Below are 22,825 nucleotides of genomic sequence, written 5' to 3' on the forward strand. Positions count from 1 at the left end.
TTATGTTGCCAATCCTACTCGGGTGATCTGAACAATGCTCTCCACAATCTGTTTCGCCTGATCCATGCCCGCGCCAACGGACTTGCACTGCCTGAAGACCACCGGCAACAGTTGCTTGCGTATCGCGGCTTCGATGTTCTGCGGATTGATGGAGTGAACGGCTACCGCGTCGTCGACCACCTCACAGGTCTCGAATGCCAGATTGATCCAGAGTTGCTGAACCTGGGAATCGTCACTGGACAGCACCTTAGGCAACGCCTGCTTGAAGACACCATACACCGCCTGCGCATGCCGATTGCCCTGAAAAGCGTCGGGCAGTTCATCTAGTCGGCGCTCGCTGACCTGCTGCTCGAACTCCTTGAACAGAAGATATTGTTTCAAGGGGTGGTCGAACAGCTTCTCGGCCTCCTCGATGGCCTGGCGCAGAAGAGCCGAGAAGGCTTCCTGGGCGTAAGGGTCATCCTTGAGGTCCTGCTCAATCATCTTGGTGACCCGAGTCTTGATGATATCCGTCTCGTTGCGGGTCTTGTCCTCGCTCCAGACTTCTGGCGCCTGCGGTGCTCCCATACGGCTAACTTCGTAGGCCCCGTCCGCTTCCTGGATATCGATACCTACCACATGGCGATCCAGCAGCTTCTTGACCTGCTCCACGTAGTCGTCGTAGTCCACGGACTCGCCAGCGTCCTGCTTGACCAGCTGGCGAAGGCTGGAAAACTGCTTGAGAGTCTCCTTGTAATGACGACGATCGTCGTCAGTGAAGCTCTTGTCTTCGAAGAAGGTGGCAGACTGAAGCGCGACTTTTAGGCAGCTGGCAAACGCCGTCAGCGCCTCATAGAAGTCTTCACGCACCTTCTGATGCACATCAACCAGCTCGGACTTTCCTCCCGACGAGGCGGGCTCCAGAGTCTCCATACGTGGGACTAGCACCTGGCGTAACTGCTCGATATCCTGCTTGTTCGTCACCCCTTCGAAGATGGACCACAGCTGGGTGTAGAGCTGAGGCAGCCGCTTATACTCCGTACCCATGGAGTGATAGAGCCCCTCGATATCGTTGATATCGAAGCCCCCCTGGGTGCGTGAAGCCAGGTCCTGATACTGGGCGATGGTGGTATCCAACTCGGCCAGAATGCCGCGATAGTCGATCAGGAAGCCAAAACGCTTCTTGTCGTGCAGGCGGTTCACGCGAGCAATAGCCTGGATCAGGTTATGGGACTTAAGCGGCTTATCGATGTAGAGCACCGCATTCTTAGGCTCATCGAACCCGGTCAGCAGCTTGTCGACCACGATCAGCAGCTTGAGGTCATCATTCTTGTTGAAGCGTTCTATCACGCTGCGGGTATAAACCTGTTCTTCCTGGTTGCCGACATTGTCTTTCCACCACTGCTGCACCTCCGGCAAGGTGGTTTCATCCACCTCGGTGTTACCTTCACGGGTGTCCGGTGGGCTCATCACCACCGCCGACTCGAACAGTCCGGCCTCGTCCAGGTACTTCTTGTACTTGATGGCTGATCTCTTGCTGTCGCATGCCAGTTGGCCCTTGAGGCCCTCCGGCACGTGCTTGATGAAGTGGTTGGCGATATCGAGTGCGATCAGACGAATACGGTCATCGGCACTGTAGATTTGCCCCTTCCTGGCCAGCTTGCGTTTGAGGTCTGTCTTCTGAGCATCTTCCAGCCCTTCGGTGATCCGCTCGAACCAGGCATCGATGGCCCGTTCGTTCACATCCAGATCAGGGATACGCTCCTCATAGAGCAACGGGGAAACCGTCTTATCCTCTACAGCTCGCTGCATGGTGTAGGCATGAACGATGGGGCCGAACTTGTTAGTGGTTCGGTCCTCCTTCAGCAGGGGGGTGCCCGTAAAAGCCACAAAGGCGGCATTGGGCAACGCCTGCTTCATGCGGATATGGTTCTCGCCGCCTTGGCTGCGGTGCCCCTCATCGATCAAGACGATGATGTCAGAGCTGTCGTTGTGGCACTCCGGAAGCTTAGTCGCGGAGTTAAACTTTTGAATCAGCGAGAAGACAATGCGCTCGTTGCCCTTACCAATCTGCTCGGCCAAGCGTGTACCTGAGGTGGCCATGGCCGCAGCCTTGTCCTTCTTGGTAGCCAGCTCGCCACCGGACGTAAAGGTGGCACTCAGTTGGCTCTCAAGGTCGACTCTATCGGTGACAATCACCAGGCGGCACTGCTTGAGCGATTCATGCAGGATCAGTGCCTTGCTGAGAAACACCATGGTGAAGGACTTGCCGGAGCCCGTGGTATGCCAGATGACACCACCTTCTCGTCCACCATCCGGACGCCGGGTATTGATCCGCTCGATCAGCCGCTTGATACCGAACACCTGCTGATAGCGAGCGACGATCTTCCCGGCCTTCTTGTCGAATAGGGTGAAGAAGCGCGTCATCTCCAGCAGACGCCCCGGTGAAAGCAGACTGATCAGGAGCCTGTCCTGGCCAGTCACGGCCAACTCGCCAGCCTGCAGACGCTGTTCGTACCATTCGCGGTCTGCTGGGGGACGATGACTTAAGAGCGCATCTAGTTGCTGCGACGAGAGAGGCGCATTCTTGAGCGAATGCATGTCGGCATCCGGAATGTCCTCCTCGCTCCAGGTCGTCCAGAACTTCTCTGGTGTATGGCAGGTGCCATAGCGCCCCTCGTGGCCATTGATGGAGAACAGAAGCTGGCTGTATGCGAAGAGATGGGGAATCTCGTCGTAGCGCTGATTACGTAAGCACTGAGAAATCCCTTCCTGAAGAGTTGGCCCCTTGTGAGACTGGCCGTCAGGCCGCTTGGCCTCAATCACCGCCAAGGGGATACCATTTACGAAGCAGACGATATCCGGCCGGCGCGTATCCACGCCTCCCGAGCGAGCAACGCTGAACTCCTCTGTGAAGTGGAAGCTATTGTTCTCTGGGATCTCCCAATCGATCAGAGCCACTGTCGGACTAGCCTTACGGCCCTCCACAAATTCTGTGACCGAGATGCCGTAGAGCAAATGGTTATAGAGCTTCTCGTTCGCTGTCAGCAGCCCTTCATTCAGGGCGGGCGTAGATATCTCATCAATCAGGTTATCAACCGCATTTTTGGAAAGAGGGTAAGATTTACCTCCAAAGAAAAAGCGACGTTTTTCAAGTTCCTGACGCAAAATATTTCGAAGCACCACCTCATCAGGCTGCTGATCACGTGCACCCAATGCCTGCTCAGGTGTAATAAACGACCAGCCTAATTGAGACAATAACGAGAGAGCAGGAATTTTAGCACTGTATTCTTCCTGAAACTTAGGTGCGTTCTGAGCCATTTCTATCTCATTAAATTTTAAAAAATTTGCTGACACTAACTATGGAACATAGTGATAACAACAGAGATCACCATCCAGAGACCAGATGAAAACCTCAGACATTGAGAAACGTTCAACACATTTTTCAAACTCTTTAATAATACTTAAGTCACCAAAACTAGTCCCTTCACCTGTTTTTTCAGGACTCTTGTTACAGCCAGCATGATTAGGAAATTCATGAAGCCACCTGAGCACCTCGGTAGCAGCAGGAAAATCACTCGGACGATAAGGTGCAGCTCCAGAAAAAGCACCTTCCACAACCTCACAGAATCGACCAGCGACGCTTCGCCTTTGGTTTCCATCGCCATTCTGTGCGATATGATTTCCTGTTTCGACAATAGTAGCCATTGGCAAAATAAAAGTCATCCCAAGCTCGGCGTACTCGGAATAAGATTCAACAACCTGTTCCTTTTCAGCATTCTTCCCAGGAACATTCAAAAGGTTTAAGAAAACACTAGTATCAATAAGACAGACAGAACTCATTGGTCATCCCCCTGCATTTTGGCCAACCAGTCCATCGCATTTTGCCTTTTATCTTCTGGCGTCGCAGGAGTCTTGATAAAGCGATCAACCACACCGTTAGTTACTAGCTCACCCAACGGGCCTTGTGATACAAGCCCAACATAATCATCAAGATCAGACAACCTAACCAAACAACTATCGCCAACTTCTGGATTACGATAACAGAAGACCACATCACCTAGTGATCTATCTGGCAAAGCATCCATTAGCGCTGGGTTATGTGTAGAAAGCAGAAGGTGCACATTGCGACTCTCAGCCTGCTCGCGCATTGTAGCCAACAGCTGGCGAGCCCTAGAGGGATGCACACCATTATCGACTTCTTCAATGACTACAGTAGAGCCCTCTGGTGCAGACAGAATGGCAGCAGCAATTGCTAGTACTCGCAAAGTTCCATCAGATAGCAACTCAACGGGATACTTTCTCGCCTGCCCACCAAAGCTCTCTATAAGCTCCAGAGCCACTTGACCACGGCGATCTTCGAAAAACTCAATATCTTGAACATCCTGCTCGGGCAGGCTTTTAATAAATTCAATGACAACAGGACGGGCATCATTGTCTTGCCACAAGCTATATAGGACACCTGACAAGTTGGCACAGTCACCACGCAGCTGTTTTTCTGGATAACTTTCACCTCTCATCAAGGAGGGCACCGGATCTAAAAACAGAGTGTTTTCTAGCAGCTTCTGAAATCGCCCGGTTACCTTGGGAATTTCAACTTGAGCTTTTTTATGTCCAGACTGAAACATAGCCGAGCTCGCCAACTGGCTCATAATCAAAATCTGGTCTGTACAAGTTACCTGCGGCTTTTTCCCGCCTTTAGCAAAATTGTTATACGCCACCCTTACGTCCGTGCTCAGGCCTGAGGAGGGCTGTTCAACTCTGTAAAGCGGAAACCCTTCACTGGGAGACACAATACATTCATTAGATATATGTAACTCAGAATCTCGCAGTGTCACCTCGACATCAAACTGATTCCAAACTGAATCATCTGTCAGGCACCCCAGCTGAAAACTCTCCGAACCTAGATATCCCAAGTCCTTAACTTGACCGCGTAAAACCTGCTCGGAATCATCAACCCGATGCTTCAAGACAGACAATTTCTGCCCTTGGCTCAACCAGCATAAAAAGCGGAAAGCTTCCAGTGCATTACTTTTACCAGAAGCATTAGCTCCGATCATCAACGTCAGCGGCGAGAGGTGCAAGACCTGGCTTTTGTAGCTTTTAAAATTATTGATATGTATTTGCTTCAGCATACGACATCCTCAATACACACTCTACGTTTACCTGACAACAACTGTTGCGCTAAGGCTTTCTTCTCTTGCCTTAAGGCATTGACCATCTTCTTAAGGGCATTCAAATCTTGATCAGAAGAAGATAAAACAGCTGCGATTTTCTGTTGCTCTTCTAAGCTTGGGTATGGATTTTCAAAAAAGAGAAGTCGCCATAACTAATTTGCTTTCCATCTCTTATACCAATCACCGCAACAGCAAGGTGCCCAATAAATTCATGGGACTTATAATACTGCTTATAAAACTCATCCTCTATTTTTTTAATAGGCTCCAAAACTGTATATGCAGGACTGACGACCCCCCTGAATTTAGAATATTCTAGCCCACCCTGAAATGAACGAAGGCTAATAACAAAATTCCCCGGAACAACCAGCTTGTAACCGTTGGTAGAGCCATCAGGCATCACTACCCGTCGTTCTAAAAATGAACGCGGCAGAACACCTTGATCCTGAGTTACTGCAAGCAACTCTTCATTATCAGAGTTATTTTTTTTGGATACTGTCCTAAACAACTCGCTCGCTTTAAGCCACTTCCACTCTCCACCGAACCTTACCCCATTCTTATCATGTAAGCGTTCCTTGCCAGTCAGCAGTTTTTGCATCAGGGCTTTTTTCTGCTTCTGGCTATTGGCGAGAAGCTGCTCAGCCTTGGATATAGCTTTATCCCAGGTAGTCAAAATTTTGGCTATCTTCTCCTGTTCTTCTACAGGAGGAATAAGCAGCGGGATTTTCTCAAGCGATGCTTTATTTAATTTATAGCGACCAGCACCTTGACGACTCAGAAAGCTAAATATGTCACGATGCATAAAATAGTAATAAAACCATTCTCTAGTAGCCTTTTTTGTCCCTTCAATGATGTGCGCGTGATTATTGACGGTACATTTCCCATCGACCAATTGCGTCATCGACTGCACTTTGTACTTCAAGAAATGATCGCCATCCTCACCGATCAATGCATAGCTTCCATCCTGCTCAAAGGTGCCTATGTAGCCCTGAACCTTTGTCGGCCCATAATATGGATACGATCCGGGATTATTTTTCCTTTCTTCTTCGCTTATCGGCTTGCGCAAGTTGTTTTTAATATTAAATATTTTTCCGACATAACCAAAGCCCCAACCTTCAGGCACGAATTTAACTCGTGCCTGCATCAATTCAAGTTGCGAATAACCTTCGTCATTCACCATATCCAAGCTCCTGAAGATACTTGTCCATTACACCTTCCAGCTCGAACAGCTGATATTTCAGCTTTTCTCGCTCGGCCCTCACGGCGACCAAATCAATCTCCTCTTCCTCCTCAAATGTATCCACATAACGCGGAATATTGAGGTTGTAGTCATTTTCCAAAATCTCTTCACGAGTTGCTAGATAAGCGTACTTATCGACATTAACACGCTCGCGATAGGTCGAAACGATCTTCCGGATATTATCATTAGTCAGTAGATTCTGATTCTTTCCAGGCTTGAATTCACGACTGGCGTCGATAAAAATCACCGAATCATCTGACTTCTTTCTCTTGAAAATAAGGACGGCCGCAGGGATACCCGTACCGTAGAAGAGCTTTTCCGGCAGGCCGATAACAGCGTAAAGCAGGTTTTCGTCAATCAGCTGCTTACGGATCTTGCCCTCGCTAGAGCCACGGAAAAGCACACCGTGAGGCACCACTACTCCCATGCGGCCAGAAGACGGCTCCAGCGTTTCAACCATGTGCTGGATAAAGGCGTAGTCCCCCTTTGTCTTGGGCGGGATGCCTCGACGGAAGCGACTGAACTTGTCATGGCTCGCATCGTCATGGCCCCACTTGTCGAGACTGAAAGGGGGATTCGCCGTGACGATGTCGAACAGCATGAGTTCGCCGTTTCGGTCCAGCAGCTTCGGATTGCGAATGGTGTCGCCCCATTCGATCTTGTGGTTGTCCTCGCCATGAAGAAACATGTTCATCTTGGCCAGTGACCAGGTCGAACCGATGGCTTCCTGGCCATAGAGGGCATACTCACGGCTATCATAGTTTGCCAGGACCTTGCGACCACACTTCATTAGCAGCGAGCCTGAGCCACAGGCAGGGTCACAGATGGTGTCACCCGGCTGCGGATTCAGCAGCTCTGCGATCAGATCCGACACTTCCGGTGGCGTATAGAATTCACCGGCCTTCTGGCCACCGTAGGCGGCGAAGTTCTTGATCAGGTACTCATAGGCATTGCCGATCACGTCCAGTGAACCGACGCGGCTGGGCTTGAGATTCAGCTCCGGCTTAGCGAAGTCCTCCAGCAAGTGGCGCAGAATGGTGTTCTTCTGTTTCTCTTCCCCGAGCTTGTCGGTATTGAAGGAGATGTCCTGGAACACGCTTTTGCCCGCGTCCTTGAGCTTAGTACCGTTGGCTTCCTCGATGGCGTGCAGCGCCTGGTCGATCCGCTCACCATTACCTGGTTCGTGACGGTGCTCCCAAAGCGTATAGAAGCTGGCATTGCGCGGCAGGACGAAGCGCTCGTTCTTCATCAACTCTTCGATCAGCTCCGGCTCATCGCCATAGTCGGCTTGGTAGCTATCGTAGTGGTCCTGCCATACATCCGAGATGTACTTCAGAAACAGCATCGTGAGGATGAAGTCTTTGTAGGTGTCCGCGCTGATGGTGCCGCGAAACGTATCGCAGGCCGCCCACAGGGCCTTGTTGATACTGTCCTGGTTGATTTGCTCGCTCATTGAGTCATGTCCTGTCATGGGTTGCGTTCATCCTGATGGCCCAGCAGATCAGCGGCCAGTGCCGACTGCAATGCCGAATTAGCGGCCAGTTGTTCATGCAGCAGCCTGCGCTCCTGCGACAGCGTATCGATCAGCCCGACCCACTGGTGCTGCCGCTTGAGCGGAGGAACGGTAATGGGAAGCGATTCCAGCACACGACGCCGGATGCTCTTGGTCAGGCTGCCTTCGGCATTCTGTTCCAGGAAGCGCTGGCAAGGGCGCTGGTTGATCAGCCAACAAAGGTATCGAGGGAGAATCCGCTCTAGCTGGGCTTTCACCACGTAGAAGTGCGGCGCCGCCACGCAATGCTCCTCGGCCTGAGTATCCACCTCGATTGCGTAGTAGTGACTGCCTCGTGCAGCCACAAGCAGGTCGCCCGGCTTGAGCCAATTCGGCGCTCGCTTGCCGGTGAGTGCAGTGCGGGTGCAAGAGGCCCATTCGATGCCGTCATCCGCGATGTCTCGCATTTGCACCACCAGAGCTTCCCCTTCCGGCACGTCGGCAATCTTGCCCCGGAACGGGTAGCCCGCCTGGATACTTGCTAGGTCGCCCAGCTGCATATTGATCTCGTTTCATCGTCAATGATGCAGAATACTGGTTTGCCTTCTCACTCCTGTCAAGCTATTTTTGTCTCATCGCCATTGATGCAATAAAAAGGTGCATGGTAGTGAAGGCTTCACCGACACAGGTGCGCGTTGAGATACTGCGCAAGCTGGACTGTTACCAGCCGACCGTCTCCCAAAGTCCCAGCCCCGAGGCATGGCGGTGCTCCCCCCGTGATGGGCGGCCCTTCTGGGCGGAGCGCCTTCAGAGCCATTTCCGGGACAATTGCTACCACTACCCGGTGGTGCTGGATCCGGACGGTAGCCCCTGGCAAGAAGCCAACCGCTACCTCTTAAGCCGGCTAGCTGACATCTCGCCGATCAGCCATCGCACCCTGGAGTCTATCGCTGGCGACCTCGCTCACTTTCGCCAGTGGCAGCTCGATGACGATATCGATTTCCTCAACGTCCCCGGACGCCCTCGTGCTCGCCCGACCTATCGCTACTGCGCTTTCCTGCATGACCTCGTGGGCTTTCACACCATCAAAGCCAGCACGGCCAAACGCCGCATGAGTACAGTGCAGAATTTTTATCGCTGGCTGGAGCATGATGGTGTTCGTTTCCCCCACCCCCTTTGGGTCGAGAGTGACACGCGCCTCAGCTTCAAGGATGCGAAAGGCCTCCAGCACCAGAGGCAAGTCAAGAGCACTGACTTGACCCGATCGTTCCGCACAGCGCGACAAAGTCACGATTTCAGCGAATACCTGGAAGACGGCGGCAAACTGCGGCCACTGCCGAAAGACGAGCAGATAGCCTTAGTCGAGGCACTCCAGCGCATTGGCAATACCGAGATGACGCTGGCGTTCCTGCTCGCCTTGACGACAGGTGCCCGACTACAAACCGTCTTCACGCTTCGCTCGAAGCATGTGGCCTCACCACCACGTGACGGCACCGTATCGAAGCGAATCAAGGTCGGGCATGGCACATTGGTCAACACCAAGTATGGCAAGCAAATGACGCTACTTGTGCCAGTCTGGCTCTACACCAGGCTCCAGATCTACAGCCAATCACCGCGCAGATTGCAACGGGTGGCGAAAAGTCAGCACACCTATCCGGAGGTTGATGAGCAGTATCTCTTTTTGACCCGAGCAGGTCAGCCTTACTACATGGCCACAAGCGACCCTTTTGCGTTTCTATATCGCTCTCCGCCACGCGGTAATGCTGTGACTCAGTTCATTCATCAACAACTGATGCCAAACCTGAATCAGCATGGACATGATTTCACCTTTCGATTCCACGACCTCCGTGCCAGTTTCGGCATGAATCTTGTGGAGAGCCTGCTTGACCAACATAGCGAAAGACACGCTACCGATGAACAGCGGCCCGAGTTCTTTCAGGCATTGATGTACGTGCGGGAGCGAATGGGGCATAGCCAACTCAGCACAACTGAGGGCTACTTGAATTACCGGAAGAAATTCAAGATCGCTAGCCACCTGCAAAGCGACTTTGAATCCTTCTTGGAACGAATTGTTAACGAAGAGTGACTCTATGGCCTGGATGGAGCGCAACACTACAGTATATAAACTTTCGGACCTCCCCTTCGATACGCAAGGCAAGCTTACCCTGATTGCCCCGCACTTGGTTCGTGTCTACATTCCCGGTTACAAATTCCCTATGGACGTTGGCTCCTGGTGTTATTCGGTCCGCAGACGCAAAAGTGGCGATAACACAAGGGAGGAAAGCGTTATCAACCTTGTGGATACGGACAGTTACCGTACGGGTCGAAGGACTTTTATCACAAACTACCTTGACTATCTGAGTCAGCATATACGACTAGGAAAATCACCAGCCAGCCTAAAAACATCAGTCGGTCAATTTCAACGCTTTGTTAATTGGTGTGACGATAGCTACGTGCAAGGCCTGGACTCCCAACAGCATTATATAGATGCAGTTGGAGTATTCACAGAATATTTAATTGACCTTGTACGAAAGAGTCAGATGAATATCAATACCGCTGCCACTCTTCAGCTAGTGCTATTCACTGCTGGTAGAAACATCTACTCTGATCGTTATGGTGATCTTTTCAGAGGCGTTAGAAAAATCAGTCGCTCATTTAGAGCGGTTAACATCACTGAAACACCTGAGCAGAAACAAGCACGATCAGCACTAAAGTTCTACACATTATTATTCCACCAACTGTCTGACTTTATCATTGACTTTGAGCGCTTCCCTAAGAGGCTAGACTTTGAACATGGCTACTATTGGTTTTTCCCTACTCAGATGCCATTTGCGGGCCCCTCGAATATCAAGAAAAAAACTCAGAATGGGAAAAACTATAAAGCTTACGACTATATCAATGGAACGATATTCGGTGTTGAAGAAATAGCACGAAAAATGCCACGGCACCGCTCCCAAGGACAAAATGCAAAGGTTGCTCGAAATAGAGCATTAAAAAGAATCGATCAAGCCAATAATGATAAATACAGTATCCATAGGATGAGGGCCGCATCAATGGCCTTTCAGGCTTTCATGATGCTATTTTCTTCCAGCACGGGTATGAGCCTCGGGCAGTTCGCCTCTTTAGAGTGGTCAGACGACTACCAGGTCGGCATCGACCGACAGGGATTTCGATCAATCAAGTATAGGGCAGGCGGAAGACCGGTTGAATTCTACATTGAGGCTAGGTTTCTCAACCTTTTCAGGAAAGCATTAAGGTTGCGAGACCACTTAATCAAAGGAACCGGAAGGGAAAGCTTTAATTATCTCTTCTTCTCCTTCAACGGGAAAGATATCTACCCTCTATCCATGAACCTATCAACGGACTTCCATCGAAGGCTTGAAATATGTTTCGACTTCAAAACCAAAATCACAACGCGCATGTGGCGAGCCCACAAGAGCAACTGGCTACTTGAAAAAGCTGACTTAAGCACCACCGCTACGCTATTACAGAACACACCGGAGACGGTGATAAAGCATTATTCTGAAGGCTCTGACCAGCAAGCCAGCAAGGAGCTGACGGACTTTTTCACCAAGTTTAAAAACGATATCATAATCTCCAATAAAAAGCCTACCAACTCTATCGCCACAGGGCAGTGTGTAGAGCTTCACTCACCCACCCCCTCTTCAAGCTCACATATCCAGCCAGACTGTAAAACACCGGAAGGGTGTTTGTTCTGCAAAAACTTCCGTGTTCACGCAGACACTATAGATTACAGAAAAATCTTAAGCCTCAAATACATACTTGAGCAGTCAAAGCATTTAGCTTTCAATGACCATCACTTCGAGGAAATGCTTCAACCGGTCGTAGATGCCATCAACAGCATAGCTTCACAGATAGAGGCATCGGGCAAGCTCTCCAAAGTTGATGCACAAGAAATACAAAGCTCAATAAAAGACGAAGAGTTGCTATCCAAATACTGGGCCAAGAAGCTTAAACTTATGGATGACCTGGAGTTAATATGATGAAAGCACAGGCCTACTATCCAAACTTTTCATCACTGGCCCAGGACATCGCCAGTGCGCCTGCCCCATTTACTCCAAATGAAGTGGGCCAACGCCCTCTTCCTGATTTTGTTGTATCAAAGACTCTTGAGGGCAAAACACTATCTATCTATTCAGATGATGTATGGGATTTTAGACCCTATCGCCTGAGTGGCAACACTGGTAATGCAAGATTCAATTTCAAGATCTTCAGCAACAGCACAAAAGAAGAAGTCAAATGGCTGATGTTCCTCTTATTATTTATGGTAGATTCTGGGCGAGCATCGGGTATCAGCATTAGCACCACGATGACATATTTCAAAGCAGTCAGAAGTCTGGCCAAATACTGTGAGAACCATGGACTAACTATCAAAGAAGTGCTTCAGGCGGAAGACGAACTAACCAAATTTGTGGGCAAGATTACAACGAGAAGTCTTCTTGCTGGTCTATCTTCCGTGTTATCTCACCTAATCACGCTACCAAGCGAAGCGTCGGGGTATAAAATATTATCCAATTTTAAGTTCGAGACGGTAAAAAGAAGACTACACAGCTTGGGTGAAGACAACCAGCATCCGGTGATCCCCAACAGAATTTACTCAGAACTGATACAGCAGCTGGATGACTTCTTTCAAGATCTCCATGAGATCAAAGACCAGCTGCAAAGGTTCATTGAGTCAATCCTTGCCTGTGACCGTTATGCACGCTCTTCAGCTTTACAAACAAAGATTGGCTATCGCACAAAAGATTTCAAACCTTTTTTCAAGGAAGCTGCACAGGAACACGGCATCTGGGAGTACCTAGTCAAGTACAAAGTTAAAAACATGCCTTCTCTGTCAACTTTCTTAACGCGAATTCAGCATGGCGCTCGTATTATTTTACATATCTACACAGGAATGCGAAGCTCCGAATCGCTGAGCCTTCTAACTAATTCGCTGAAAGTATCTAATGGAACTTACAAGCTTTTAGGGACAACCAGTAAGTTTGTGGGTCAAAAAAAGGGGGTTAGCTGGATCACCAGCCAAGAAGTAGAAAGAGCTTACGAGATAGCCGGCATGCTTGCCAAGCTCGTTTCACAGAAGATCAAACTACTGTATCACGAAACCCCGCTATTCATATCAATAGGGTATCTTTCACTTTTCACCCGGGTTGACTATGATGGAATCAACATAATCATGGGTGATGCATCAAGCAAATCTCATGAAATCTACAACCTTCTGGATCAAGATGCATTCAGGGTTACTGAAGACGATCTCAATGAGCTTGAAAAAATAAACCCTTTCCGTGCCTGGGAAAGTGAGAAAGCCTTTGCAGTGGGCAGCATATGGCGATTTACAATCCACCAGTTCAGACGTTCGCTTTCTTTCTATGTCGCCCAATCGGCTCTAGTTTCTCTCCCCTCGCTCAAAAGGCAGCTAAAGCACGTCAGTCGAGAAATGACCATCTACTACTCTCAATCCAGCAGCCAAAACTATGATGCCACTGGTCAAGAGCACATTGCTCAGCTGATCAAACGGGAAAAACCAGAAGCAGACGCCATTGCCTACATTAGTGATGTTCTGAGTTCTGGAGAGCCTCTGTATGGGGCACATGGTACCTTTATTGACCGGAACAAACCTAGCAGCAACAAACAATTGGTCTTTTCGGATAGCAGAGAAGAGCTAATAAAACAGTTCAAAAAGGGTGAAATCGCGTATACTCAAACACCATTGGGTGCCTGCACAACGGTTGCGCCCTGTGACCAGAAGCTGCTTCGTTCGATGACCTCCTGCCTAACATGCTCTAGGTCTGTTATTAAACAGAGCAAGCTTGATCGTGTCATTGCTAGGCAACAATTGTTCATCGACGAGCTGGAAGACACCGCTCCTGATAGCGTAGAGTTTCGCACAGAAAAGGAGGAACTCCTCCATCTCCTCGAATACAAAGACCGCGTCATGAGCAAGGCAGGTGATCAATGAGTGCATTGAATGATTATTGGGAAGCGTTAAGTAGACTGCGTTCCAATACGCCGGCCATAGTTCCCAAGAGCAGCCCCATCAATAAAGATACTGTTGCGCTTGAGGCTGGCCGAAAGCGGGGATCCATCAAGAAATCTCGCGCTTCTTTTTCTGAGCTGATCGAGGCTATTGACGATGCGGCTGATAACATCAATCACTCATATCAGTCCAATGACAATAGGCTGAAAGCTGAGAAAAGCGCAAAGAACAATTACCGGGAACTCTACCACCAGACTCTTAACCGTGAATTGATGCTTCTGGAAAGACTTGCTCAGCTTGAGAAAGAAATTGAAACCCTAAAGAAGGTTGTTACACTTCGAAAATAGGAGATGAATTATGTGGATCCAGAAAGAAATTACTTTGAAGCCCCGCTCTCGAGGCTTTCACCTGATCACCGATGAGGTTGCACAGGCTATCGGCGACATAAAGAATATAAAAATAGGCTTACTGAGTGTTTTTATAAAGCATACTTCAGCTTCATTGACGATCAACGAAAATGCCGACCCGACTGTACGAAACGACTTCGAAAGCTTCTTTAATAGTGCAGTGCCTGAAAATGAACCTTATTACCAACATATACTTGAAGGGAGTGACGACCTTCCCGCACACTTAAAAAGCAGTATCCTAGGTCCCAGTGTTCAGATTCCTATCTCTGATGGCCGAATGAACATGGGCACCTGGCAAGGTATCTATCTATGTGAACACCGCAACCATGGCGGCAGCCGGCGCATCGTCATTACTGTGCATGGGGAGTAACAGAGATATGGACAAAATCGTGTGCGAGCTGTCCACACGCCAAGGAGTCGACATGGACAGCCAGAAAATCCCTTCTCCCAGTAACCATGGGAAGTACAGACGTCCATACGGCGTCCATCTCAGCCGTAATGACGACATGCCCGCACACATGCTCGCCAGCCTGCTCGGTACCCAACTCACGCTGCCTGTCGAGGCCCGCCGCGGCGTCAACCGCCTCGCCCTCGGTACCTGGCAAGGTATCTGGCTTGGCGAACACCGCGACCACGGCGGTAGCCGCAGGCTCTGCCTGACGCTGAGTGGAGAATGAGAAAAGGCCGCGAATGATCGCGGCCTTTTTGGTCTTCAGGGACTACTTAACACGGGCTTATCGCGTCGAATCCTCGTCCCCTACCGTGCCACCCATCGGATCCATGGCTTTGCTGGAGGGGTATTTGTAGGAGGCGAAGCGCACGGCGAGTACCGAGAGGGCGAGGAAGAAGATGCCGCCGCAGAGGTAGAGCAGGCCGATATCGGGGGCCTTGTGGTGGGAGACATCGCCGATGAGATAGCGCGTCAGCGCGGTGATGGCGATGTAGAGCAGAAAGCGGATCGGCAGGTGGTTGGTCTTGAAGTAGATACCGACCATCGCGCCGAGTTCGAGATAGATGAACAGCAGCAAGATGTCATCGACGCTGGCCGAGCCCTTGGCGAACATCTCGAAGAAGGCCGATACCGAGGCGATGGCAATCGCGCCGCCGATGGCGAACAGGCCGAGATAGTGAAAGCCTTCGACCAGCAAGTTGCCGATCGAGTTGGCTTGCTGGTGCATGCGCTCCCGATGCTTGTCTAACCTGTTCATGCCGCGTGTCCTCAGACAGAGATGATGGGAAAGAGACTGCAATATCGGTGCCGCGGCCGTGATGAAGGCAAGACTGGGCCACCAGGCCCGCGCAGACGCTGCCCTACCAGCCGAGCGTCTGCTTGACGAAGGGAATGGTCAGCTTGCGCTGGGCGGAAAGCGAGGCGTTGTCGAGTTCGCTCATCGCCGCGAACAGGCCCGGCAGGCTGCGCGGCCCGCGATGCAGGATGTAGCGGGCGACTTCGTCGGGCAGTGCAAGGCCGTGATCACGGGCACGCAATTTGAGCGCTTCGAGGCGCTGGGCGTCATCCAGCCCCGAGAGATGGAAGGTGACGCCCCAAGAGAGGCGCGAGGCGAGATCCGGCAGGATGACAGGCAGCAGACGCGGCGCGCAGCTGGCACTGACCAGCAGATGCCGCCCGCCGTCACGCAGGCGGTTGTAGAGGTGGAACAGCGCCTCTTCCCAGCGCTGGCGACCGATCACCACATCCAGGTCATCGATGGCGACCAGGTCCATCTCATCCAGCCCTTCGAGCATGTGCGGCGGGAAGTGGCCCAGCTCATTGAGCGGCAGATAGAAGGCACGCTTGCCCTGCTCGCCCGCCAGATGACAGGCCGCCTGCAACAGGTGGCTACGCCCACTCTGCTCGCCGCCCCACAGGTAGACGAAGGGCTCCCCGCCGTCGGCAAGCTGCCCCTTGAGGGCCTCCGCCAGCGAGGTCGAGGTGAAGTGGTAGTTGTCGAAGGTCGCGGCGTCACGTACCCCGACGCCGAGTGCCATCTGTCCCTGAGTCATTGCCATCCGTCATGCTGATTGTTGTTGCCGTGATCTCGTCTCTCGATCACTGGGTATCCTCTGCCGCCGGCGGCGCTGGCTGATCGGCTGCCACCGCGGGGCGAGAATCACGCTGTTGGTCATATAAAGTACTGTTTTTATAGCGATCATGCAGATAACGCAAGAGCACCATGATCACGGCCGCCACCGGCAGGGCCAATAGAATGCCGGTAAAGCCGAACAGTTGGCCGCCCGCCATCACCGCGAAGATGACCGCGACCGGATGCAGGCCGATCTTGTCGCCCAGCAGCAGCGGCTGCAACACCACGCCTTCCAGCAGCTGGCCGAGTGCGAAGACTCCGCCGACCGCCAGCAACGCCCACCACTCGCCGAACTGGAAGAAGGCCACCGTGGCCGCGATCAGGATACCGACGATGACGCCCAGATACGGCACGATGCTGGCAAGCCCCGCCACCAGGCCGATCAACAGCGCGAACTTGAGCCCGATGATCGCCAGGCCGATGGCGTAGACGATGCCCAGACTCAGCATCACCAGCAGCTGCCCGCGCAGGAAGGCGCCCAGCACCTCATCACAGTCATGCGCCAGACGCGTGGCGGTGGGCTCCATATGGCGCGGCAGCAGGCCCTGCAGCTTCTCCTTCATGCGGTCCCAGTCGAGCAGCAGATAGAAGGTGACGACGGGAATCAGCGCCAGATTGCCCAGCCAGATGGCCATCGCCAGCCCGGACTTGGAGACGGTACCCAGCAGCGCGGCGGCGAAGGTGCCGGTCTCTTTCCAGTTGCCCAGCAGCAGCGAGCGGACCTGATCGAAATCGGCACTGAAATCCAGCCCGGTGAACGCCTGGATTTCCGGCAGCACCGTCTCGCGTATCCAGTTGAAGACCACCGGCATGAAGCTGATCAACTGTGCCAGCTGGCGCCCGAGCAGCGGCACCAGAATCAGCATGGCGATCAACAGCACCAGCGAGAGCACGCTGAACACCAGCGTGACCGCGAGATGGCGCGACAGGCCCTTGTCTTCCAGCCAGTCGGCCAGCGGGTCACCCAGATAGGCGAGAATCATGCCGATGAAGAACGGCATCAGAATCGGTTCGAGCATCACCAACAGGCCCAGGAAGGCCACGCCTGCGGCCAGCAACCACCATTTACGCTGCATCTTCACTCCTTGAGACAAGCCGTGGGGCACTCGTGACGGCTGACTGCCGACGGCGCACGCATCACCCATTGTTGCCTGTCGCCGAGTCACCCACAAGACACGCGCCGCTCACGCGTCTGCCATTGCCTCTCCCGGCGCCATCCAAGCTGCGACAAGGCCTGCCATGACTGGCGTGGCGGCCTTTTCACATTTTGATGCGGTTTTGTGAATCGGCACAGTGTCAGCCGCGAAGCGCAATGCTACAATAGCCGCCTTTCTTTTCCCGCGATCGATCGTGTCTCACCGCCCAGGCCGCACCGACAGGAACCTCACATGACGCAACGCCCCCAGGACTCCTCGCCCAGCAAGACTTCCTTGAGCTACAAGGATGCAGGTGTCGATATCGATGCAGGCAACGCCCTCGTCGAACGCATCAAGGGTGTCGCCAAGCGCACTCACCGCCCGGAAGTGATGGGTGGTCTGGGTGGCTTCGGCGCCCTGTGCGAACTGCCGGCAGGCTACCGCCAGCCCGTGCTGGTCACCGGCACCGATGGCGTGGGCACCAAGCTGCGCCTGGCCATGGACCTCAACCGTCACGACACCATCGGCATCGATCTGGTCGCCATGTGCGTCAATGACCTGGTGGTCGCCGGTGCCGAGCCGCTGCAGTTCCTCGATTACTACGCCACCGGCAAGCTCGATGTCGACATTGCCGCTGACGTCGTCACCGGTATCGGCGAAGGCTGCCTGCAGTCCGGCTGCGCGCTGGTCGGCGGCGAAACCGCTGAAATGCCGGGCATGTACGAAGGCAGCGACTACGACCTGGCCGGCTTCTGCGTCGGCGTAGTCGAGAAGTCCGAGATCCTCGACGGCAAGAAGGTCGGCGCAGGCGACGTGATTCTGGGTCTGGCCTCCTCCGGCCCGCACTCCAACGGCTACTCGCTGATCCGCAAGATTCTCGAAGTCGCCGATGCCTCCCTGCTGGAGCAGGAAATCGACGGCCAGCCGCTGGCTGACGCCCTGATGGCGCCGACGCGCATCTACGTCAAGCCGCTGCTGTCGCTGCTCAAGGAAAGCGGCCTGTCCGTGCACGCCATGTCTCACATCACCGGTGGCGGCCTGCTCGAGAACATCCCGCGCGTGCTGCCGGAAGACTGCACCGCCGAGATCGACGTCGCCAGCTGGAAGCGCCCGGCCATCTTCGACTGGCTGCAGCAGCAGGGCAACGTCGAAGAACACGAGATGCACCGCGTGCTGAACTGTGGTGTCGGCATGGTCGTGGTCGTCGCTGAATCCGATGCCACCGCCGCACGTGCTCACCTGGAAGCCCAGGGCGAGACCGTCTTCACCCTCGGCACCATCCGTGCCCGCAAGGGGCTGGAAGAGCAGGTCCAGCTGGAGAATCTGTCCGCATGATCGAACCGAATACCAACGCCTCCAACGGTGACACTCTCGGCGGCTTCGGCAACGGTTTCGAGGCAGACGATGCGCCGGTTCGCCCACGCGTCGTGGTACTGATTTCCGGCAGCGGCAGCAATCTGCAGGCGCTGCTGGAAGCGCAGGAACACGACGAGCTGGGCGGCGACGTGGTCGCGGTCATCTCCAACAAGGCCGATGCCTACGGTTTGGTGCGTGCACGTGACGCCGGCGTCGATGCCGTGGTGCTGCCGCATGATGAGTACGAGAACCGCGAGCACTACGATGGCGCCCTGATCAAGGTGATCGAGCGTCATGAACCGGACCTCATCGTGCTGGCCGGCTTCATGCGTATCCTGTCGCCGCTGTTCGTGCAGCGCTTCTTCGGCCGACTGATGAACATTCATCCGTCACTACTGCCGGCCTGGCCGGGGCTTGATACCCATCGCAAGGTACTGGAAGCCGGCGAGAAGGAACACGGCGCCAGCGTGCACTTCGTCACCGAGGAGCTCGACGGTGGCCCGGTCGCGATCCAGGCCGTCGCCAACGTGCTGGAAGGCGATGACGAAGCCAGCCTCAAGGAGCGCGTGCACACGCGTGAGCACCTGATCTACCCGATCGCGGTGCGCTGGTTCCTCGAAGGCCGCCTGAAGCTCGACGGAGAAGTGGCCAAGCTCGACGGCCACACCCTGCCGGTTGGCGGTCTGCGCCTTTCCCACGCCGATGTGGAAGAAGAGCTCAGCGATGAACTGCCGGAAGGCGAAGCAGACTGATCAGTGACGCTGCCTTGCTGGCAAGGCTGACTGAGCTGATAGCAAGTTGATAGCGCGCTGACAGCGAGCTGAAAACAGAAGACCCCGCGCCATCTACATGTCGCGGGGTCTTCTTGTTTCTGGGCTGTGCCCCAAGCTGGCGCCTTGTGTCTAGAAGGTGTAGCTGACCCCAACCTCCCCGCGCGCCGTCACCTCATCCCAGGTCTCGATGCCGGCGCCCAGATGCAGCATGGCATTGCGGCCCAGCTGCATGCGCCAGCCGCCGTCGACACGCAGGTAGTTGTCGCTGCCGCGATCGAGGTCCTCGCCGCGGTAGGCATTGGTCGGCAGGCTCGCCAGTCGCACCTCGGCGCTGTCGGCGTCATCATCCAGACGCTTGCCGTAGGCCAGCTCACCGTAGAGGCCGAAACCCTCCGCGATGGCGCGATCGACCATGAAGCCGGCCTCGACACGACGATCGCGCAGCGTCTGATCCGAGACGATCAAGGCGTTGGCGGCAGACCCGGATTCGGTATAGCCATCGATGTCGGACTCGGTGTGGCGGTAGGCCACGAAGGGCGCGTTGTACCACAGCGAATCGGCAGCGGTGAGGCGATAATCGAGACGCGCCTCGGCGCTGAAGCCATCGCCATCGGTCTCACCGGACAGGGTGCGCGATGACTGACCCAGCGCGACATGGCGGTCGAGGTCGTAATCGAAATCGCCGTAGCTGGCGACCGCCTGGGCGCCAAACCTGCCCAACTGCTGACGCGCGAACAGGCTGAACACCTGGCCTTCCAGCTCAAGCTCACTGCCATCATCGACATCGAAGTCCGCAGTGCGCTGACTGACGGCAATGCCGCCCCAGGCCTGTCCGAGCGCGTTGTCCAGCGGCAGCATCACGCCGACACCCGCACCGCGTTGCTCACTGTCAAAGCCCTGCTGGCCGGTGGAAGTCTCGCCATCGCCGGTGCCGCCACTGGCCGAGCCGATGGCGAACACGCGCACGCCCTTGCCCTCGCCATCACCGGAGCGCTGCTTCTGCGCGCCGGGGCGCAATTCATCGGCGAGGCTGAGCTGATTGGCATTGAGCGCCCCCGTGCCCAGCTGCGGTGCCAGCCCCAGTACCGAGGGCGCGGCGAGCATCGCATAGGCGTAGTCGGCCAGAATCTCCTGACCGGCGGTGGTCGGGTGAACGCCATCATTGAACAGCAGCTTGTCGGGGTCTTCAGCGGCGCCGCCCAGCCCGTAGGGCGTGACGTTGCAGCTGTCCGAGAAGCACACCTGGGTCAGCGGCACGTCGCTGGCGAAGCCGAACTCGGCCGGCGAGGCCAGCACCTCTTCGAGAATGCCGACGGTATCCAGGCGGATGATGTTGACCTCGCCATCCAGCGCCGCCAGTCGCGCGCCCAGCGCATCATTGAAGACGCCTACCAGCGCGGAGGTCCCCGCTGCCTGCGCCGCGCCCGCCGACTGGCCGGCCGGGGTGCTGCCGACATCCGGCAGGTTGGAAACCATGATGGTGGTGGCGCCCGCCGCTGCCAGCGCCTCCACCGCCGCGGCCAGATTGCCGGCAGAGGCGACCGCCGTGGCCGGTGAGGTGATCACGCCCTGCAGGAAGTCATTGCCACCGCCGTTGATGTAATAGAGGGCGTCCGGGTCGGCACTGCCGCCGGTGCTGACCAGATAGCCATCCTCGACCCTGAGCACCGTACCGGCGCCCGGGCTGCCCGCGGGGATGACCACCTCGGAGCCATCCTCGTCGGTCACCGAGGCCAGAATCTGCGCCGTGGTGTAACCGCCCACCGCGTAGTTGGTGCCGTCACTGAAGCCGGCCAGCTGATAGATCACCGAGGTGGAAGGGTCTGCCGCCAGCCCCAGTTCCGTGGCCAGCAACTGGGTCGAGACGCTGCCGTAGGCTGAGTTCTCGTAATCCGGGCCGCTGCGGTTGGTGAAGCGCAGACTGTTGAGGCCACCCAGGGTGGTATCGGGGAACTGGCCGGAGTCGCTCAGGCTGTCGCCGAAGAGATAGAGGTTCGAATAGGCCTGTGCGGGAGTCGCCAGCAAGGTGGTGCTGATGGCGAGAGCGAGACTCGTGAGAGTGAAACGTCGGGCCAGACCGCTGGCCGGAGGGAATACAGCGCGATGTGAACGCGATGGCATGGCGTGCCCCTTGCTTGTGGGAGGAAACCGTCCTGCAGCCACTCTGGGGGTGGCCTGCAGACAAGCATAGGCAATAAAACGAGTGATTGAATCACGTGTTTCGTTCAACTTCCGGCTAAGACTCAGCACCTTGCGAGCATGTCACGTTCTCGCTACTGCCATCGGCATATCCCATTCCGCCGTCGTCTCTTTCTTGTCATCGTCCCTTTCTTGCCACCGTCGCCACACGCCACAGGCCACACGCCACACGCCACAGGCGACACAAAAAAAGCGCCTCCCGCAGGAGGCGCTCTTGGCTTGCCACACTCTTGTATTGCCGCACTCTTGGCCTGGGGCGTGCGGGTCACTTGCGTGAACGCAATACCCAGGAATGCAGCAAGGGCATCAGGTACGCGGCAGTGTCACGCCACGCTGGCCCTGATACTTGCCGCCGCGATCCTTGTAGCTGGTCTCGCAGACTTCATCGGACTCGAGGAACAGCATCTGTGCCACGCCTTCGTTGGCGTAGATACGCGCCGGCAGGTTGGTGGTATTGGAGAACTCGAGGGTAACGTGGCCTTCCCACTCCGGCTCCAGCGGCGTCACGTTGACGATGATGCCGCAGCGCGCGTAGGTGGACTTGCCCAGGCAGATGGTCAGCACGTTACGCGGAATGCGGAAGTACTCGATGGTACGGGCCAGCGCGAAGGAGTTGGGCGGAATCACGCAGGAGTCGCCCTTCACGTCCACGAAGCTCTTCTCGTCGAAATGCTTGGGATCCACCGTCGCCGAATGGATGTTGGTGAAGACCTTGAACTCATCCGAGCAGCGCACATCGTAGCCGTAGCTGGAGGTGCCGTAGGAAATCACACGGCGCTCATCGTGAAAGCGCACCTGATCGGGCTCAAAGGGTTCGATCATGTCGTGGCTTTCGGCCATGCGACGGATCCACTTGTCGGATTTGATGCTCATCGAGCGTACCTGACTGACTGATGGGGAGAGACGCGTGAGCGCCATGAAACGCGGGCCAGCATGATACCGGCCCGCTGCGTCGCTGGAAACCTCGGCACGCGCGGCTTACGCGTGCCG

At 54.6% G+C, this 22,825-nt stretch carries 19 protein-coding genes; 8 read left to right on the forward strand and 11 right to left on the reverse strand.

Annotated elements, in window-relative coordinates; translation table 11 throughout:
* The 6 genes from AC5WNI_RS11195 to AC5WNI_RS11220 all read right to left on the reverse strand — a co-directional run bounded on the left by AC5WNI_RS11195 (nt 1) and on the right by AC5WNI_RS11220 (nt 8,445).
* Nucleotides 1-3,300, reverse strand: coding sequence for a type I restriction endonuclease subunit R (locus AC5WNI_RS11195; protein WP_317292176.1), 3,300 nt, complete (start codon nt 3,298-3,300; stop codon nt 1-3).
* Nucleotides 3,301-3,339: 39 nt separating this feature from the next.
* The gene (locus AC5WNI_RS11200) at nt 3,340-3,822 is read right to left on the reverse strand and encodes a hypothetical protein (protein WP_317292177.1); all 483 of its coding nucleotides are present in this window, start codon (nt 3,820-3,822) and stop codon (nt 3,340-3,342) included.
* Nucleotides 3,819-5,114: an AAA family ATPase gene (locus AC5WNI_RS11205; RefSeq protein ID WP_317292178.1), complete on the reverse strand. Its 1,296-nt coding sequence runs from the start codon at nt 5,112-5,114 to the stop codon at nt 3,819-3,821. The genes AC5WNI_RS11200 and AC5WNI_RS11205 overlap by 4 nt, the downstream gene beginning before the upstream one ends.
* Nucleotides 5,115-5,265: 151 nt before the next feature.
* The gene (locus tag AC5WNI_RS11210) at nt 5,266-6,333 is read right to left on the reverse strand and encodes a restriction endonuclease subunit S (protein WP_495928463.1); all 1,068 of its coding nucleotides are present in this window, start codon (nt 6,331-6,333) and stop codon (nt 5,266-5,268) included.
* On the reverse strand, nt 6,323-7,846 hold the full coding sequence (locus AC5WNI_RS11215; RefSeq protein WP_317292180.1) for a type I restriction-modification system subunit M: 1,524 nt from the start codon (nt 7,844-7,846) through the stop codon (nt 6,323-6,325). The genes AC5WNI_RS11210 and AC5WNI_RS11215 overlap by 11 nt, the downstream gene beginning before the upstream one ends.
* A gap of 14 nt (nt 7,847-7,860) precedes the next feature.
* Nucleotides 7,861-8,445, reverse strand: a complete 585-nt coding sequence (locus AC5WNI_RS11220; protein WP_317292181.1) for a restriction endonuclease subunit S — start codon at nt 8,443-8,445, stop codon at nt 7,861-7,863.
* A 107-nt stretch (nt 8,446-8,552) separates the two neighbouring features.
* Between AC5WNI_RS11220 and AC5WNI_RS11225 the strand changes: the two genes are divergently transcribed.
* The 6 genes from AC5WNI_RS11225 (at nt 8,553) to AC5WNI_RS11250 (ending at nt 14,964) form a co-directional block, all read left to right on the forward strand.
* Complete coding sequence (locus AC5WNI_RS11225; protein WP_317292182.1) at nt 8,553-9,971, forward strand: site-specific integrase; 1,419 nt, start codon at nt 8,553-8,555, stop codon at nt 9,969-9,971.
* Between the two features lie 454 nt (nt 9,972-10,425).
* Nucleotides 10,426-11,889, forward strand: coding sequence for a hypothetical protein (locus tag AC5WNI_RS11230; RefSeq protein ID WP_495928464.1), 1,464 nt, complete (start codon nt 10,426-10,428; stop codon nt 11,887-11,889).
* Nucleotides 11,886-13,862, forward strand: a complete 1,977-nt coding sequence (locus AC5WNI_RS11235) for a site-specific integrase (protein WP_317292184.1) — start codon at nt 11,886-11,888, stop codon at nt 13,860-13,862. Before AC5WNI_RS11230 ends, AC5WNI_RS11235 begins: the two co-directional genes overlap by 4 nt.
* On the forward strand, nt 13,859-14,227 hold the full coding sequence (locus tag AC5WNI_RS11240; RefSeq protein ID WP_317292185.1) for a hypothetical protein: 369 nt from the start codon (nt 13,859-13,861) through the stop codon (nt 14,225-14,227). The genes AC5WNI_RS11235 and AC5WNI_RS11240 overlap by 4 nt, the downstream gene beginning before the upstream one ends.
* A 10-nt stretch (nt 14,228-14,237) precedes the next feature.
* Complete coding sequence (locus tag AC5WNI_RS11245; protein ID WP_317292186.1) at nt 14,238-14,657, forward strand: secondary thiamine-phosphate synthase enzyme YjbQ; 420 nt, start codon at nt 14,238-14,240, stop codon at nt 14,655-14,657.
* A gap of 52 nt (nt 14,658-14,709) precedes the next feature.
* Entirely contained in the window at nt 14,710-14,964 is a 255-nt protein-coding gene (locus AC5WNI_RS11250; protein ID WP_495928465.1) for a YjbQ family protein, read from the forward strand.
* Nucleotides 14,965-15,021: 57 nt separating this feature from the next.
* Here the strand turns inward: AC5WNI_RS11250 and AC5WNI_RS11255 are convergent, their stop codons facing one another.
* The 3 genes from AC5WNI_RS11255 to AC5WNI_RS11265 all read right to left on the reverse strand — a co-directional run bounded on the left by AC5WNI_RS11255 (nt 15,022) and on the right by AC5WNI_RS11265 (nt 17,447).
* Nucleotides 15,022-15,495 carry a phosphate-starvation-inducible protein PsiE gene (locus AC5WNI_RS11255; RefSeq protein ID WP_368449472.1) on the reverse strand — a complete coding sequence of 158 codons (474 nt, stop codon included), beginning with the start codon at nt 15,493-15,495 and terminating at the stop codon, nt 15,022-15,024.
* Between the two features lie 103 nt (nt 15,496-15,598).
* Entirely contained in the window at nt 15,599-16,297 is a 699-nt protein-coding gene (gene hda, locus AC5WNI_RS11260; protein ID WP_043334111.1) for a DnaA regulatory inactivator Hda, read from the reverse strand.
* Nucleotides 16,298-16,337: 40 nt separating this feature from the next.
* A complete protein-coding gene (locus AC5WNI_RS11265; RefSeq protein ID WP_175089449.1) occupies nt 16,338-17,447 on the reverse strand; it encodes an AI-2E family transporter in 1,110 nt (369 codons plus the stop codon).
* A gap of 312 nt (nt 17,448-17,759) precedes the next feature.
* Here AC5WNI_RS11265 and purM point away from each other — a divergent pair, with 312 nt between their 5' ends.
* Entirely contained in the window at nt 17,760-18,842 is a 1,083-nt protein-coding gene (gene purM / locus AC5WNI_RS11270) for a phosphoribosylformylglycinamidine cyclo-ligase (RefSeq protein ID WP_285461517.1), read from the forward strand.
* Nucleotides 18,839-19,615, forward strand: a complete 777-nt coding sequence (gene purN, locus AC5WNI_RS11275; protein ID WP_285461515.1) for a phosphoribosylglycinamide formyltransferase — start codon at nt 18,839-18,841, stop codon at nt 19,613-19,615. The genes purM and purN overlap by 4 nt, the downstream gene beginning before the upstream one ends.
* A gap of 150 nt (nt 19,616-19,765) precedes the next feature.
* Here the strand turns inward: purN and AC5WNI_RS11280 are convergent, their stop codons facing one another.
* Nucleotides 19,766-21,757, reverse strand: coding sequence for an autotransporter outer membrane beta-barrel domain-containing protein (locus AC5WNI_RS11280; RefSeq protein ID WP_495928466.1), 1,992 nt, complete (start codon nt 21,755-21,757; stop codon nt 19,766-19,768).
* A 384-nt stretch (nt 21,758-22,141) separates the two neighbouring features.
* Complete coding sequence (dcd, locus tag AC5WNI_RS11285; RefSeq protein ID WP_043334107.1) at nt 22,142-22,708, reverse strand: dCTP deaminase; 567 nt, start codon at nt 22,706-22,708, stop codon at nt 22,142-22,144.
* Nucleotides 22,709-22,825 lie beyond the last annotated feature (117 nt).

The sequence above is a fragment of the Cobetia sp. PDI-12MA genome (assembly GCF_059507695.1).